Origin of the sequence: Clostridium sp., from assembly GCF_050717515.1 — a bacterium.
Lineage (GTDB): Bacteria > Bacillota > Clostridia > Clostridiales > Clostridiaceae > Clostridium_AD.
This window is the reverse complement of the sequence record NZ_JBOITL010000042.1, coordinates 1-16,246: the sequence shown is the minus strand read 5'-3', so window position 1 is coordinate 16,246 and position 16,246 is coordinate 1. Positions and strand designations below refer to the sequence as shown.

8 protein-coding genes and 1 other annotated feature are annotated in these 16,246 nt (G+C 31.6%); of the genes, 2 read left to right on the top strand and 6 right to left on the bottom strand.

What is annotated here, in order from left to right:
* Positions 1-23: 23 nt before the first annotated feature.
* From ACREV6_RS24365 to ileS, 5 genes are all read right to left on the bottom strand, one after another.
* A complete protein-coding gene (locus ACREV6_RS24365; RefSeq protein ID WP_431580640.1) occupies positions 24-1,091 on the bottom strand; it encodes a mannose-1-phosphate guanylyltransferase in 1,068 nt (355 codons plus the stop codon).
* Between the two features lie 232 nt (positions 1,092-1,323).
* Positions 1,324-1,716 carry a HipA N-terminal domain-containing protein gene (locus ACREV6_RS24360; RefSeq protein WP_431580639.1) on the bottom strand — a complete coding sequence of 131 codons (393 nt, stop codon included), beginning with the start codon at positions 1,714-1,716 and terminating at the stop codon, positions 1,324-1,326.
* Between the two features lie 72 nt (positions 1,717-1,788).
* Positions 1,789-5,928, bottom strand: a complete 4,140-nt coding sequence (locus tag ACREV6_RS24355; RefSeq protein ID WP_431580638.1) for a PDDEXK-like endonuclease domain-containing protein — start codon at positions 5,926-5,928, stop codon at positions 1,789-1,791.
* A gap of 104 nt (positions 5,929-6,032) precedes the next feature.
* Positions 6,033-7,031, bottom strand: a complete 999-nt coding sequence (locus tag ACREV6_RS24350) for a LacI family DNA-binding transcriptional regulator (protein WP_431580637.1) — start codon at positions 7,029-7,031, stop codon at positions 6,033-6,035.
* Between the two features lie 225 nt (positions 7,032-7,256).
* The gene (gene ileS / locus ACREV6_RS24345; protein ID WP_431580636.1) at positions 7,257-10,358 is read right to left on the bottom strand and encodes an isoleucine--tRNA ligase; all 3,102 of its coding nucleotides are present in this window, start codon (positions 10,356-10,358) and stop codon (positions 7,257-7,259) included.
* 142 nt (positions 10,359-10,500) lie between these two features.
* Positions 10,501-10,719: a binding site (T-box leader), on the bottom strand.
* Positions 10,720-11,329: 610 nt separating this feature from the next.
* On the opposite strand from ileS, the gene ACREV6_RS24340 reads away from it, so the two are divergent.
* Positions 11,330-13,231 (top strand): glutamine synthetase, encoded by a 1,902-nt coding sequence (locus ACREV6_RS24340; protein ID WP_431580884.1) that lies wholly within the window; start codon positions 11,330-11,332, stop codon positions 13,229-13,231.
* 77 nt (positions 13,232-13,308) lie between these two features.
* Here ACREV6_RS24340 and ACREV6_RS24335 read toward each other — a convergent pair whose 3' ends face one another.
* Positions 13,309-15,108, bottom strand: coding sequence for an N-acetylmuramoyl-L-alanine amidase (locus ACREV6_RS24335; protein ID WP_431580635.1), 1,800 nt, complete (start codon positions 15,106-15,108; stop codon positions 13,309-13,311).
* A gap of 358 nt (positions 15,109-15,466) precedes the next feature.
* Here ACREV6_RS24335 and ACREV6_RS24330 point away from each other — a divergent pair, with 358 nt between their 5' ends.
* A complete protein-coding gene (locus tag ACREV6_RS24330) occupies positions 15,467-16,102 on the top strand; it encodes an MBL fold metallo-hydrolase (protein ID WP_431580634.1) in 636 nt (211 codons plus the stop codon).
* The last annotated feature ends 144 nt before the right edge of the window (positions 16,103-16,246 follow it).

Below are 16,246 nucleotides of genomic sequence, written 5' to 3'. Positions count from 1 at the left end.
TGGAATTATTTTTTATTACTTGATTATATATATTTTTCCGTTCCTTCATACTCCTTAAGCTCGTTAACCAGATGCTTGATCTCTTGATCCTTATTTTTATCCATTACCAATATAACATCTCCTGCATCTACAATTATAAGATCCTTTATACCAAACCCAATTATCAATCTATCTTTACCAAATACTGAGCAATTTTGGCTCTCTTCCATAAATGTATTACCCAAAACATTATTACCCCGTAAATTGCTTAAAAATCTTGAAAGTGCTGCAAATGTACCTATGTCATCCCATACAAACTCACATTTTATAACGAAAGCCTTTCTAGTTTTCTGCATTATGCCAAAATCTACGGATATTCCATCTATTTCATTATATTGCTCTTTTATTACTTCACTTTCTTCATCCGTGTCAAATGCTTGATATACCGTCATTAATCGCTTATACATTTTAGGTAAGTACTTCTCCATCTCTCGCAAAAACACATCTGCTCTCCATACAAACATACCACTATTCCAAAGGAAGTTTCCTTTTAAGAGCAAATCTTTTGCTACTTCCGTGTTAGGCTTTTCTAAAAAACGTTCTACCCTGAACGTAGGTATATCACCGGGTGCCCTATCTCCCATTTCTATATAACCATAACCAGTCTCTGGCCTTGTTGGCTGAACCCCTATGGTGACTAACCCTCTTTTTTTGTTTGCAATTTCGACTGCCTGAAGCACTGTTTCTTTAAATTCCTTTTCATTCTCTATATAATGATCAGATGGTAGCACTATCATAGTCGCTTCCTTGTCTTGTTTTAATAGCTTAGCAGCAGATAGACCTATACAGGTAGCAGTCTCCTTATTACTAGGCTCAACAATTATATTTGATTTGCAAATTTCAGGAAGTTCATTGCAAATTTTATCAAAATACTCTTCATTGGTAACTACGTAAATATTTGCATTGCTAACTAAACATTTTATTCTATCCACAGTGCTTCTTAAAAAGCTCTTATTATTAATAATATTCAAAAACTGCTTTGGATTTTGTGCACGAGATAGAGGATACAATCTTGTTCCTTTTCCACCTGCTAAAATTAGTACATATAGCAAAAAATACCACCCCAATATATTACTCATTCCATTTTATGAAGCCTTAGTCCATGTTGTGAGAACAATTTAGAATAAATAATGTTGTGCAATTTTTTTTCGCATAATTTAATAGGCTTTTATCTACTATATATAGTGAAAAGCAGTTTTGTTTTATTGCACCCTTTTTAAAAATATAAAGTGTGTAAAATGAAAACATAAGTTTTCATCCTACACACTTTATATTTAATTATATTTACTTTTCTTCTAAACCAATGCTCTCTTCATCAAAAGGGGAAACAAATTCAAAGTTATCTGTTGAAATTTTACCTCCGCTTTTTTTTAGTAATTCAAAGGCATCATATTTTTTAAGATCATATCGCTTTAAAACAGAGCTTACATCCCTTTTCCCATGCCCGGGGATGCGATTTAAAAACGAACTAAATAATTCTTCTCTGAAATACTCTACATCTATTCTAGGTAAATTGGGCAATGGAGAGAATCCATATTCCTTAGCTTTTTCCACACCTGAGATATCATATTTAAAATAGTACTTTTCTTCTCGTCTAGATAATTCGCCTACTTTAAAGGATTCTCCTTGCGTATTTCTCCATATCATCCATATTACATTGTTTACTTTGCTAGTCATCCCTCTCACCCTCTTATTAAAAAGATTTATACTTTAGTATATTTATACTTTGATATATTGCTATTATGATAGCTATATAATTGAATTGTTTAATTTTTGTCTCAATCTCTCCATAACTACCCTAGGATTTCTATAGAATTCACTAGCACGTATTTTATAAAATTCCCAACCCATCCGTTCTAGACACATCTGCATTTCATAGTGCTTTTGCCAATTATAATCCTCATTAGCAGACATTCCAATACACTGCACTGCTATTTTTTTATAATTATCACCCTGCATTTCCCAGGATAAATCTGTTTCTACAACAAAATCTATAGTGTATTTTCCAACTTTAACTTTTGGTGTAAGCTTATATCCAATGTCTTTTATACTCCTTGCTATATACTCTTCAAAGTCATTTAATAATAAATATTCAGTGGATTTAATTTCTTCCTTAGGTTCATTCTGCTCAAGGCAATATTTTAATAAGGTATACCTAACACATTTATTATTAAGGTTCTCTAAATCTACTGAGTGAAATAACCACATTTGATTTCTTGCGCGACTGGCAGCTACGTTAAATCTTCTTATATCTGACCCTTTAGTTAGCGCTGCAAATTTAGCATTATTTGCAATAACCATAGATAGGAACATTACATCTCTTTCATCCCCTTGAAAAGAATAAGCATCTCCACATATAAGTCTTCTTTGCAACATTTCTTCCATTCCAAGCCTCTCTACTAACATGCCTAATATTAATTCAGCTTGTGCGTCACCTAGAAGCGATATAACTCCCATAGTCATTCCAATATACTTCACATCACTACAACACTCTAATATCTTGTCTACAATGTTCTCTGCCTCTAATATATTTAGTGCCTTAGTTTCATCCCTTAAGCCCCCTATAACTTTAGAGGTTACTATAAATGGACCAACTTTTTGCGTGGCATCTATTCTCCTTAATGGTATTATTTCATTAGAATAGCACAATTCATTACTAAAACCAATTATCTCTGGCACGCATCTAAAGTGTTCCTTTAATAATAACCTATTTGGAAATACTCTTAGGGCAGTATTGTATAAGCTAGTTTTTAAATCAAACCATTCCGCATGTGGAATATCTTCTAAATATGTATTAATTAAGGTTTCCACAACAGTATGGTCCTTTCCAATGGCTTCAGGACTTATTTGTTTTTCATCTCCTACAATAATCGCCTTCTTAGCCCTCATTAATACCGTTATAGCTGATATATCACTTTGACTGCTCTCATCCACAATTACCACATCGAATAAATTATCTGTAAGCTTTAAATTTTCCATAACCCTATTTATTGGCATAATCCACACAGGAATTACGTCTTTACAATTGTCCATTTCCTTTTGCGCGATTTTCCTATACTTTACCGCCTGGGTACCTGTCCCTTTTCCTATTCTTTTTATAGCTTCCATCCAAGTAAATAAGCTTCTTTTTTGAGCTTCTGTAGTACGCTCTATTTGATTAAACCAACTTCTTTTAGAGACAAGTTCTCCTATAATATATTTTTCTTTAATTTTTTCGCGAGCTATATTTTTCTCTAATGCTTCTACAGAGTCTCCGTCTAATTCACACAAGAAATCATTCCATTTTCTCCACTTCCACGCCTTTTCCCAATCTTTGCACTGTGATTTCTTTATAATTTCATTTTCATCATTTGTTATGTTTTTAAGTAGTATTGGACAACATACTTGTAATTTATTGCTTAGTTCTTTTAATTCTAACACCTGATGAGCTACTTTCATTAGACTATCTATTTCTACATAAACAGCTTTTATGTCCTCAATACTCCTTTTGTTTATAGCATTTTGCAATTTTTCTAAGCACCCTATACTATTAAAGGTCTTCTTTATTTCTTCCATTTCACAGCACAATTTATTATATTTATTTATGTGTTTTAAGCTTTCGAATCCCTTTTTAAGATAAATATATGTTTCTTTTTCATACCAAGATAGATTACTCGGCAAATTTTTGCCGGGCAAATCTTTGCCAGTCAAATCTTTGCCGGGCAAATTTTTATCGGTTATATTATTACTTGGTAAAAAATTAATTATATTATTTCTAAAGTCCTTGTCAAAGTCTATAATTGTTTGAATACTTTGAATGTTAGCAGACAATGCAATTATATAGTTTGTGTTTGTGTCTGTTTCATCTATAATTACTTTACCATAGTCTTTTACAGTATTGTTCCAAAGATTTTTAAGCTCTCTTTCTAATAGCTGAAGTTTTATATATAAATCAACCACCACTATTTGGCCGCTGTTATTTATAAACTCATAATCCACCTTAACGCCTTCAAATAAATATTTAAGCTTCCCATGAAGCATCTTAAATATGATTCCAATTCTGCCTTTTTCTCTAATTGCTTTTGCTACAACATCAAAGTCCTTTTTGAATTTGTTTATCTCAACATCCTTTGGTAGCTCTAATTTGTGGTTGTTTAATTCTTGTCTTATTTTATTTATGTTCTTTATATACTCATTACATTTTTCTACTAACTGCTGCCAAAATGCCTGCGATTCATTATTAGAATAATAATGAATCATCACATTATTTAGCCAGTTGTTTTCAAAACCTTCCAGTCTTTCTATGGCATCATCTACAAGTTTTAGAAGTCTTCTATTTCCATAGTCTATGGAATCTACATTATTCCACTCTTTAATATTATCCTCATCAATTTGCTTCTGCTGTTCTAATGCAGTTAATTCTGCAGTTTTATCACATAAATCACTTTCTTTAGGCAGTACTCCTATGTAGTTTTTCATGTTATTAACTTCATAAATTTGCTCTTTTTTAACTGTACTTGATAAGTTAACTAGCTTTTTAAATTCTTCAGTGCACAGTGGCTCTTTCTTATTAAAGGCAATCTTATCCACTAGCCAAGAATGATCATCCTCATTATCTTTAACCCACCTCGCCATATGCATCAATGTATATTTTTGACCCTCATATTCTATTTCCTCATTTTCTCTATCTTCAATACATTTTAAATCTCCATATAAACTTTTCTGCGACTCACGGCAATTAATAAGTTTATACTTTAGTAGCTTTATTTCTTTACGTAATTCTTTAGTGTCCATGGATAAATTTTCTGTTATTTTTCTGACAGACTCGTCCAATTCTTCTAGCGATTTCGTATCATTTCCTAATATGCTAATGCATAACGCTCTAACTTCTTCTGGTATTTTATTAGATAAAACCCTTAATGCTCTATCTGTTTGACTTGTAACTAGTACCCTTTTACCGTGAGCCAATAAATGACATATTAAATTAGCTATAGAATGGCTTTTACCAGTACCTGGTGGTCCTTGTACAACAATGCCATAATTTTCAGCCAGTCTTTTAGTTATTTCCATTTGCTCTTGGTTAGCCGGCAGTGGAAATAACACATCCTCTCCTACTTCCTTCCACTCGCCCCGCATTTCAACATCTTGTACTATTTCTTCCTCTGATACCAGTGCCTCTATAGTTTTAGGAATAGGAAATCCCGCTCTTATTTGCGCTAGTACATCATTTAGTTCCATATTCCAAAGTCTTGTGTCCACCTTGCGTAGTATTATACAAGGTGCATTGTAAAATTGTATATTAGCTTGAACTCGTATATCGGATTCAGAACTTAGGTCCTCAATATAAAAACCTTCCTCGCGAGCTTTTAAAAGTATAGCTATCTCTTCAAAAATTTTCGAAGCCGTCTGGATATTTCTCACATCTAGAGCCATGTCTTTCGCTTTATTGCGAAGGGCTAGTAAACTATCTAAGTTTACTTCTAAGTATTCATTTAAAAACTCAAGTTCCACATTGGTTTGATTATTATATGGCTTTAGAGTAAATGTTTTTTTCACTATGTCAAATTTTATTTCCATCTTAGTTGTAAAAATAGGATGGACTATTTTTTTGCCTTCCTTTTCCCAAGTTAAAATTCCATTTGACCAAATAATTTCTAAATCTTCACTATTTTTTTCTAATTGTAAATATGTTTTTTGAAACTCACTATATAACACTTCTGCTCTCGAATCTATAGTTAACCAATAATCCTTATTTTCGTCGCTATTAAATGTAATTCCGCTAGTATTTTGAAGTTCTTTTTGCCAATATACTTTTTCATATTCATTAATATTTCTTATAGTTTTCTCATTCATATTTTTAATACTTAATAAATACGAAAATACTTTTTCTACTTTATTATTAATATCCAAAGTTTTGCTACCTCCAACTTCCTAATTAAATCCTTTGTATAAGTCACATTTAAATAATGTAAAAAGTCTTATTAAAACACAATCCGTTTTAACAAGACTTATAATTATTTACAGGAGTCTCTCTCCACTATTCTATAAGGTAATACAAAATGTTTTTCATCAACCACTAAATTATTTATGGATTTTATAAGCATTCTCATACTTACAGAGCCCATATCATACATGGGTTGAGATACGGTAGTAAGTTTAGGATAGAATATTGAAGCTGAATAGATATCATCAAAACCCATAACATCTACGTCGCCAGGAACTTTAATATCTCTATCTCTTAATGCATTTATTACTCCCATAGCAATTTCATCACTAGCACAGAATACTGAATCTATCTCCATTCCTTTATCTAATATGGCATTAATTCCCGCATACCCATCTCTAGCCTTAACTCCACCAAAATAAACTAAATCTTTATCCAGGTTTATTTCCATTTCCTCAAGGCCTTTTTTATAACCTGTGTACCTTTTAGATAAGGCATTGACTTTTTCTGTAGTAGTACCTACATATGCAATTTTTTTGTTACCCTTATTTATTAAATATTTCACTGCATCTGCTGCTGCCATTACGTTGTCAATAGAGACGCTAGGAAATATTCCATCCTCATCTGTAGTTTCTACTAGAACTGTTGGCATTTCAAGTTCTTTTATTAAACTTATAATATTTTGACCTATGGAATTACTCATGTATATAACTCCATCTATCATTTTTTCCTTAAGTATTCTTAGCGCTTCCATTTCTTTATCTACATCTAAATCCGCATTGCAAAGCATAATATTATAATTATAAATATTAGCTACATCCTCACAACCTCTAACTATTTCTGGATAAAATTGATTGGATATATCCGGTATAATTATTCCTATGGTGCTAGATTTTTGTGTTTTTAAGCTTCTAGCAACTATATTAGGTCTATACGACAATTTTTTTATGGCATCCTTTACCTTTTTCTTAGTATCTTCATTTACTACATCTATATCATTTAGAACTCTAGATACTGTAGCAATAGAAACTCCCGCTTCTCTTGCAACATCTTTTATTGAAGCAGCCATATTCTCAACTCCTATTTTTTTATCCGATTATTTTTATTATCCTAAAAATGTACTTATCATATCATTATACTTATAAAAGCTTCTTATTTCAAGTTATAATAGGAACTTTTAACTATTCGTATAGTTATAGTGTTGCCCATATAAATAATTTTTACAATAATATCCGTAGTTTATGATTAAAAAGAAAGTATACGACTAATATCGCATACTTTCCAAAATTACCAGTTATACTTTTTCTACAGCCAGGTCTAAATCTTCTCCATTTATCTTAACTGCGTTGTATTCTCTTTTGATATTGTACATAACTTCTACAGATAATGTATCTCGTTTGATTTGCTCTTCAAATTTTAAAATTACATTTTGAAGCATTTCATTTCCACAAACATATAGTCTAATCTTATCAGCAACTTCAAAACCGCTTTCTTTTCTCATATTCTGAATCTTACTTAAGACTTCACGTAGGTGTCCTTCTTCTCTTAGTTCCTCGGTGATGTTCGTATCTAATACTACTCCCATTTCGCCTTCTCCAGCAAATGCATAGCCCTCCAGCCCTTGCATTGTAACAAGTAATCTTTGGCTATCTAATTCTATTTCTGTTCCATTTACATCTATAGTAACTACTCCACCATTATTTATTGTTTGAGCAAGCTCCATCTGGTTCATAGCGGCTATTGCTTTTTTGATGCCAGGTATAAATTTACCATATGGTTTTCCTAGCACAGGGAGGTTTGGTTTTATTTCAAATTGAACATATTTTGAAATATCAGCTCCTAGCTCTACTTCTTTAATGTTAAGTTCTTCTTTTACTATATCTCCATAGTATTCTGGAAGAGATTTAGCACTAACTAGCATTTTAGCAAGTGGCTGTCTATTCTTTATATTAGCAGCGTTTCTAGCACTTCTTCCTAGTTTAACAGTCTTATAAGCCATATCCATTTCTTCTTCTAAAGCTTCATCCACAAGGTCTTCTCTATATTCAGGCCATGCACATAAATGTACACTTTCTGGTGCATTCTTATCAAAGGTAACTACTAGATTTTGATATAATTCCTCTATTACAAATGGTATAAAAGGAGCTGCTATTTTAGCAAAAGTTGTGATAACTCTATATAATGTCATATAAGCGCCTATTTTATCATCTGTAAGTGACTCTACCCAGTATCTTGATCTATTACGTCTTACATACCAGTTAGAAAGTTCATCCACAAAAGCTTCAAGTTCAAGAGCTCCTTGAGTTATTCTATAATTTGTTAAATGATCATCTGTATTCTTAACTAATGAGTTTAATTTTGACATCATCCATTTGTCCATAATATTTGAGGACACGAAATCCTCATATTTAGTTGGGTCAAAGTTATCTAAATCAGCATATAAAATGTAGAATGAATATACATTCCAAAGTGTTCCTATAAACTTTCTTTGTGCATCAATAACTGCATCTTCATAAAATCTTGAAGGAAGCCATGGAGCACTAGCGGTATAAAAATACCATCTTAGAGCATCTGCTCCTTGATTCTCAAGCACTGTAAATGGACTGAGCACATTTCCTTTATGCTTAGACATCTTAATACCGTTTTTATCTAAGACATGGCCAAGTACTATACAGTTTTCAAATGGGTTTGTATCAAACACAGTAGTAGATATTGCAAGTAGTGTATAGAACCAACCCCTTGTTTGATCTACTGCTTCTGAAATAAATTGAGCTGGGAAATTAGCTTCAAACATTTCTTTGTTTTCAAATGGATAGTGATGTTGTGCAAATGGCATTGATCCTGAGTCAAACCAGCAGTCTATAACTTCTTCTACCCTAGTCATTGACTTATTACATTTTGGACATTTTAAATGTACCTTATCTATAAATGGTTTATGAAGTTCTATTCCACCCGGCACATCTATTCCCTTTTCATTAAGTTCTGCTATACTTCCTATCATTTCGCGGTGACCGCAGCTGCATTCCCAAATCGGAAGTGGAGTTCCCCAATACCTTGTTCTACTTATACTCCAATCAATAACACCTTCAAGGAAATTACCCATTCTTCCTGTTCTTACGTTATCTGGCATCCAATTGATCTTATTATTATTTTCTACAAGTTTGTCTCTTACTGAAGACATTCTTACAAACCAACTATCTCTTGGATAATATAAAAGTGGTGTATCACATCTCCAACAGTGTGGATATGAATGTGTGAATTTCTCTGTTTTATATAAGACATTATTCTCTTTTAGGTATTCTAATATTTTAGCATCAGCATCTTTAACAAAGACACCTTTCCATGGAGTAACACAATCTACGAACTTACCTTCTACATCAACTAAATTAATAAGTGGTAAATCATTTTGTTTTCCAAGCAAGTTATCGTCTTCACCATAAGCAGGAGCTATATGAACTATACCTGTACCATCTGTTAATGTTACAAAGTCTCCATGAACTATATAGAAGGCTTTTTCCTTAGGAGTATAGAAATTAAACATTTGCTCGTATTCTAGACCTAAAAGAGCTTCTCCTTTAAATTCACGTACTACTTCATACTCGCCTTCTAATTTACTAAGTAGTTTTTTTGAAAGTATTAAAGTCTCACCTTCCTGGACTACTTCAGTGTAATCATACTTTTTATTCACTGCAAGTGCTACATTACTTGGAAGGGTCCAAGGGGTTGTAGTCCAAACTAGTATAGATTTTTCTTCACCTTTCACCTTAAATTTTACATAAGCTGAAGTTTCTTTTACATCCTTATATCCTTGACCTACTTCATGAGAAGATAGTGAAGTCCCACATCTTGGGCAATATGGCATTACTTTATGACCTTTATATAATAGGTCCTTATCCCACATTTGCTTTAATGCCCACCAAACTGATTCAATATAATTGTTATGATAAGTTACATAAGGATTATCCATATCTATCCAGTAACCTACTCGCTCAGACATTTCTCTCCACATATTAACATAGCTAAAAACACTATCCTTACATTCTGTTACAAATTTCTCTACTCCATAAGCCTCTATTCCAGGTTTCCCCGAAATACCAAGTTTTTTTTCTATTTCAAGCTCTACTGGTAGACCATGAGTATCCCACCCCGCTTTTCTAGGAACTTTATACCCTTTCATTACCTTATATCTTGGAATTATGTCCTTCATAACTCTTGTTAAAACGTGACCTATATGTGGTTTACCATTGGCTGTTGGTGGACCATCATAAAAAGTGAAGGACTCTCCACCCTCATTTAAATCAAAATTCTTTTGAATAATGTCTTTTTCTTTCCAAAGCTTAAGAATATCTTTTTCTATATCCATAAAGCTTTTTGAAGCATCATTTTTCTTGTACATAATAAAACTCCTTTCCCTATTTCATTTAATAATAGACACTTAGATTGGGCTGAATTTATAGAATAATTAAATCATCATCTGCGTAGAAACTAATCATAACCTGCAGACTACAATATTTTTAAATATAAAAAAACTCCACCCTAAATAGGACGAAGTTAAATTCGCTATGCCACCTATACTATAAATACAAATTAAAGTACTATCATACTTTATTCTTTAACGCAGAAATACGGATAAGCTTACTAATTTTTCAGCTCTCAGCTCCTAGGTGATTTTCTTCAAACTTTCACTATGGGTTCACACCTTACCCCACTCTCTGGAAGTTACCTGCTTAAATACTTTTCCTAATCAAAGCTTTTTTAGTCATAATTAATATAAAAAATTTATAAATCAATATGAACTTCTTATAATTATATAATAATGAATTTTTATTGTCAATTCCTTTTTAATTTTTCTTGTATTTTCCATAAAAAAAAATTGATAATTAAGTATTAAATCATCATTTGACATGTTACAATGTTGTTTAAAGCTATTTTACCGAACATTTATGCCTATTTTATGAAAATAGTACGTGAATACTATGGTTTTATGTCTATAATTACAACTTTCATTGTGAAATATGCATATTTTCATGTATATATGTGATATAATATAAGATAAAAATGAAATTCATGATACTTTAAAGTATAAATAATTACAGAATACGTTTACACAAATGAATCCATGTTTTGCTAGACTTGCAAAACACCTTAATTATTTTGCAAATAATTGTAATTAATGATGTTTACCATTGACATGCTTTCATTATTATAATAGAATCATTTTATTTAGTTGTATCTTATTTATAGAATCTCTACACTTACATAAATAAGAGTATTATTTTAATTAGAATATAATTCTATTTCTAAAAATATTAACGGAGTCATTTTCGTGGCTTTTAAATAAAAAGATATATTTAAAGGAGGAAGATTATTTTGAAAAATTTAATTTATGTAATTCCAAAAGAAAATCATTCTGAAAAAAACATTAAAGAAATTCTACTTGCCCATACTGAGGTGAAATTCGTTTCTCTAGTAGGTATTGACCTATCTGGAAATGACACGGATGAAAGAATTCCAATGACTGTATTTTTAAATGACATTATTGGTTTCGCGAAGGGCGCTATACAAACAGACGGTTCGTCTGTAGTCTTCCCAGGAATTGCCACTCTAAATAATGCTAAAACAGACATGCTAGCAGATTTTGATTGTAATTGGTTCATCGACTACAATTATGAAAATATTGACCCCGAAACAAAATTACCTGTAGGAACCTTAAAAATCCCATGTATATTATTACATAATAACATTCCAGTGGATTCAAGGTCTATCTTAAAAAAATCTGTTAGCTGCTTTAAAACAACCCTTCACAATTTATTCAAAGAATATCCATCTGCACTCGCTTCTTTTGATTTTTCATATGAAGATATTGATGAAATCCTACTTACTTCTGCTACTGAGTTAGAATTTTGGGTAAAAACACCTAATGATGATAGCGCAGATATAGAGGAACTATCTACTTCTCAAGAACTAAAAGAGCAATATTGGAGTAGACTTAAGGGGAGTGTTAGAACTGCTTTAGAACAATCGCTTACTCTAATGGAAGAGTATGGTTTTGAACCAGAAATGGGACATAAAGAGGTTGGTGGTGTAAAAGCTCAACTAGGTGAAACTGGTTCTCTAACACATATTATGGAACAGCTTGAAATAGATTGGAAGTTTTCTGATGCTCTTCAATGTGCGGATAATGAACTATTTATCAGAAATTTAGTAAGAGAAACCTTTAGACGTAACAGGTTAGATGTTACATTTCTAGCAAAACCTGTGCAAGATGTAGCTGGAAGTGGTAAACATGTTCATGTTGGTGTAACTGTAAAATTAAAAAATGGCAAGAGAGTTAACTTATTTACTTCAACTAAAAAACATTTCCTAAGCACTATAGGTTATGCCTGCGCTATGGGCATACTCAAAAATTATGAAGTAATAAATCCATTTATTTCTCCAACAAATGATTCACTAAGAAGACTAAAACCTGGTTTTGAGGCTCCTGTTTGCATAGTGACTTCTCTTGGCCACAGTGTGGATGTTCCTTCAAGAAATAGATCTATACTCTTAGCACTAATAAGAGACCTTGATAATCCACTTGCTACAAGATTTGAGCTTAGAGCGCCAAATCCCCATACTAATACATACCTAGCTTTAGCCACCTTATATATGGGCATGCTAGATGGGCTTGTATACGCAATAAAAAATAATAAATGTGAAGATGAACTTTTGAGTGAATTATCTAAAGCACCCGGCGAGGACAGTGAGTATTTAGAAAAACATAGAGCATACAGAAGTGAAGAAAATGTATTTGAATTCTATACAGATGAAGATCGCGAAGAGTTTTTCGGAAAAGCACCTAAAACTATTTATGAAAATCTTCTTGGCCTGGATGAATACCCTGAAAAACTTGAAGTTCTTAAGGCTCACGATGTGTTTACTCCTAGTTTACTAAATAGTTTTAAAATGGCTATAACTACTAGATGGATCACTGAAATAAATAATAGAATATTAAATGCTTATGCAGAAGAAATTCGAAATTCTAAAATGATTCATACTCCTGAAAAGGCTTTGGATTTAGATTTGGCAAATTGGCAAAAAATTAATGATTTAAGACATTTTATTATGAAGGACACTTATTCTAAGACTAGCCTCTTTACTAAAATAAAAGAAGCTTCCAAAATTGAAAACTACAAGGAGCTTTCTGCCTTACAGTTAGAATTAGATGCACAAATGGAAGAACTTAGACTTTGCTATAGCAACTATAAAAAGAATTTGTTAGATATTTAAATTATATATTGTAATTCATGAAAAAATCACCTAAATAGTAAAAATACTATTTAGGTGATTTTTTATAATAATTTAAATTAATATACTATATTAGTTATTCCTAAAGTTTTAAGAATACCAGTAGCAATCGCTTTCGCTAATTTGTTTTGGTAGTCTTCAGTTTTTAACAACTTTTCTTCTGTTGGATTAGATAGAAAAGATGTTTCCACCAATATAGACGTAGCATTTGTATTTCTTATAACATATAATTCTGTAGTAACAGGTTTAATCTTCCTATCTACTCTTCCAGTTGCTTTAATTAATTCAGTTTGGACATTTTGAGCAAGCTTTTGTCCAGCTGCACTCCCTTTAGAATAGTAAGTCTCGATGCCGCTAACAGTAACAACATCCCAGGAATTGGCATGAATACTTACAAAATAATTTGGTTTAGCATTATTTGAGACATCACATATTGCTTGAAGACTTTCAGTTACATTAGTGGACGGAGCTATTTTATCACTAGTTCTTGTGTACACCGTTTCAACACCATTTTCAACTAATATATTTCCTACTTTCAAGGATATTTGTAAAACTACATCCTTTTCTTTAGTTCCCATTGGTCCTACTGCTCCTGAGTATCTTCCTCCGTGACCTGGGTCTATTACTATCTTATAGGTATTTTTAATAACATTAATTATGACTTTAACTTTCTTGTCGTAATCTTTTACGACCCCTTCATAAGTATAAGTGCCTAATTCATTTAGACAAACTGAATTTTCGTCCCATTCCACTGCAACATCTTTTTTTGAATTATTACTCATAGTAGCTTGCATCGTTTTAGGGAAGGTGTATGTACCACCTACTTGTAGGTTAACCATTATATCTTCCACTGAAGATATTTCAAAAACGCAATCATAATTAGTATCTTTATTTGCAAATCCAGCATAGGTCATTAGTCCATTCGCTATAGCCTTTGCAGCATTATTTTGATATTTGTCGCTACTTAATAATATCTCTTCATTTGGATTGCTTAGGAACCCTAATTCCATCATTACTGTAGGACAGCTTGTCTTTTTTAATATTTCAAAAGTTCCTTCTTGTATTTCCCGGTCTTTCGCCCCTGTTGCTTTTATAAGTTCATTTTGTATTGAACTAGCTAGCAACTTATTATTACTAGCATCAGATAAGTAATATGTTTCAATACCATTTGAAGTATTTAACTCATATGAATTAGTATTTATACTTAAAAACACATCTGCCTTTGCATTTTTTGCTATTGCTGCTTTTGCATCATCCTCATTAAGCGCGGTCCAAGGTACTGAATCAGTGTTTCTAGTATATACTACATTAAATCCTCTTGTTTTTAGTATATTACCTAGTTTTAGCGCTACATTTAAATTTATATCCTTAGCCTTAGCACCATTCATGCCAGTAATTACTTTATAAAACTGAGCTGGATCTATACATACAGTAAACTCACTTGGTTTTGTAGGTACACTTGGTTTTATAAGTGCACTTTCAGTATTAAAAGCCATTCTAACTTCTTTAGGAAGAGGTTTTCCATCAACAGACTTAACCTTTTGTGTAACTACCAAAGTATATGTCTTATTAACTTCATATTTTTTCACTGGACTTACTATTACCTTTTTATTGTCATTAGCTAAACTAACATTTACGTCTATGTAATTATTGTTTTCTCCAACCACCTTGATATTTGTAGTTGTTACAGTAGCAGGACTTAAAGGTTTATTAAAACTCACAGTCCAAGGTTTGCTAACTACCACATCTTTTTTAGGACCCATATCTATATAGGTACTAGCCTTAACTATTGTTTGCATAGGTATCAGCAAAACCAAAGTTAAAATCATAATTGTAAATGCTTTAAAGATATTTTTCATATAATCTCTCCTAACCCTTCATATTTAATTATTTAGATCAATGTCTATATCATTATCTATATCATTATTTAGATAATTTTAAGTTTGCTTGTAAATTATGGTATTAATCTTGAGATAATTATACTACAATTTTATTTCCATCTCTATAGTTTATAAATCTTTTTTAATATTTTTTAAATATTTATTGAAATTTAAAATATTTATTTTTAAAATAGTATATTACTTAAAAATTTGTGCCATAATTGAATGATAAATAACCATATAAAATATTGTCTCACTATACAATACGTACCATTTAACTATTTGTTTCAATTTAAGGTGAAATATTTAAAAATCATTTTACAAAAGGAGAATTTACATGGAAATAACTTGGCTAGGTCATTCATGCTTTCTTTTGCAAGATTCAAAAGGCAGGAAACTTTTAACAGATCCATTTGATAGTACTATAGGATATGAAATTTATAAAGGTAGTCCAGATATTGTAACCATAAGTCATAAGCATTTTGATCATAATTATACTAAAGAGTTAAATGGTAATTATAAGATCATAGATAAAATTGGTATGTTCTATATATGCGATATCCCTATAAAAGGCACACCTTCTTATCACGACAAGGATAAAGGTGCAAAACGTGGTGACAACATAATATTCACTTTTAAAATGGATGACTATACCTTATGCCATTTAGGAGATTTAGGTCATAGTCTTTCCAATGATGACATAGATGCCATTGGAAATGTAGATATATTGTTTATTCCTGTGGGTGGTAATTACACCCTGGATGGCAAAGAAGCTGCAGAAGTTACTAAGAAAATAAATCCCAAAATAGTTATACCCATGCACTATAAAACTTCACTAGTGTCCTTTCCCTTAGATGGGGTAGAAACATTTCTTATGTACATGAAAAATGCTGCAAAAATAGACAGTAATAAACTAATAATTAATGGTGAATTAAGAGAATCAATGTCTGTTAAAATATTAAATTATATTTAAAAAGAAGCCCTCCATTTTAAAGTGGACCCTGTGTCAAGGACATTTTAAAAAAAGAGCCTTAAGACTACCCTTAATGTCACAATTGTGATATAAGGGTATTTTTTTTATATTTTTATAGGGTACTCACCTGTTTTTAAATATGAG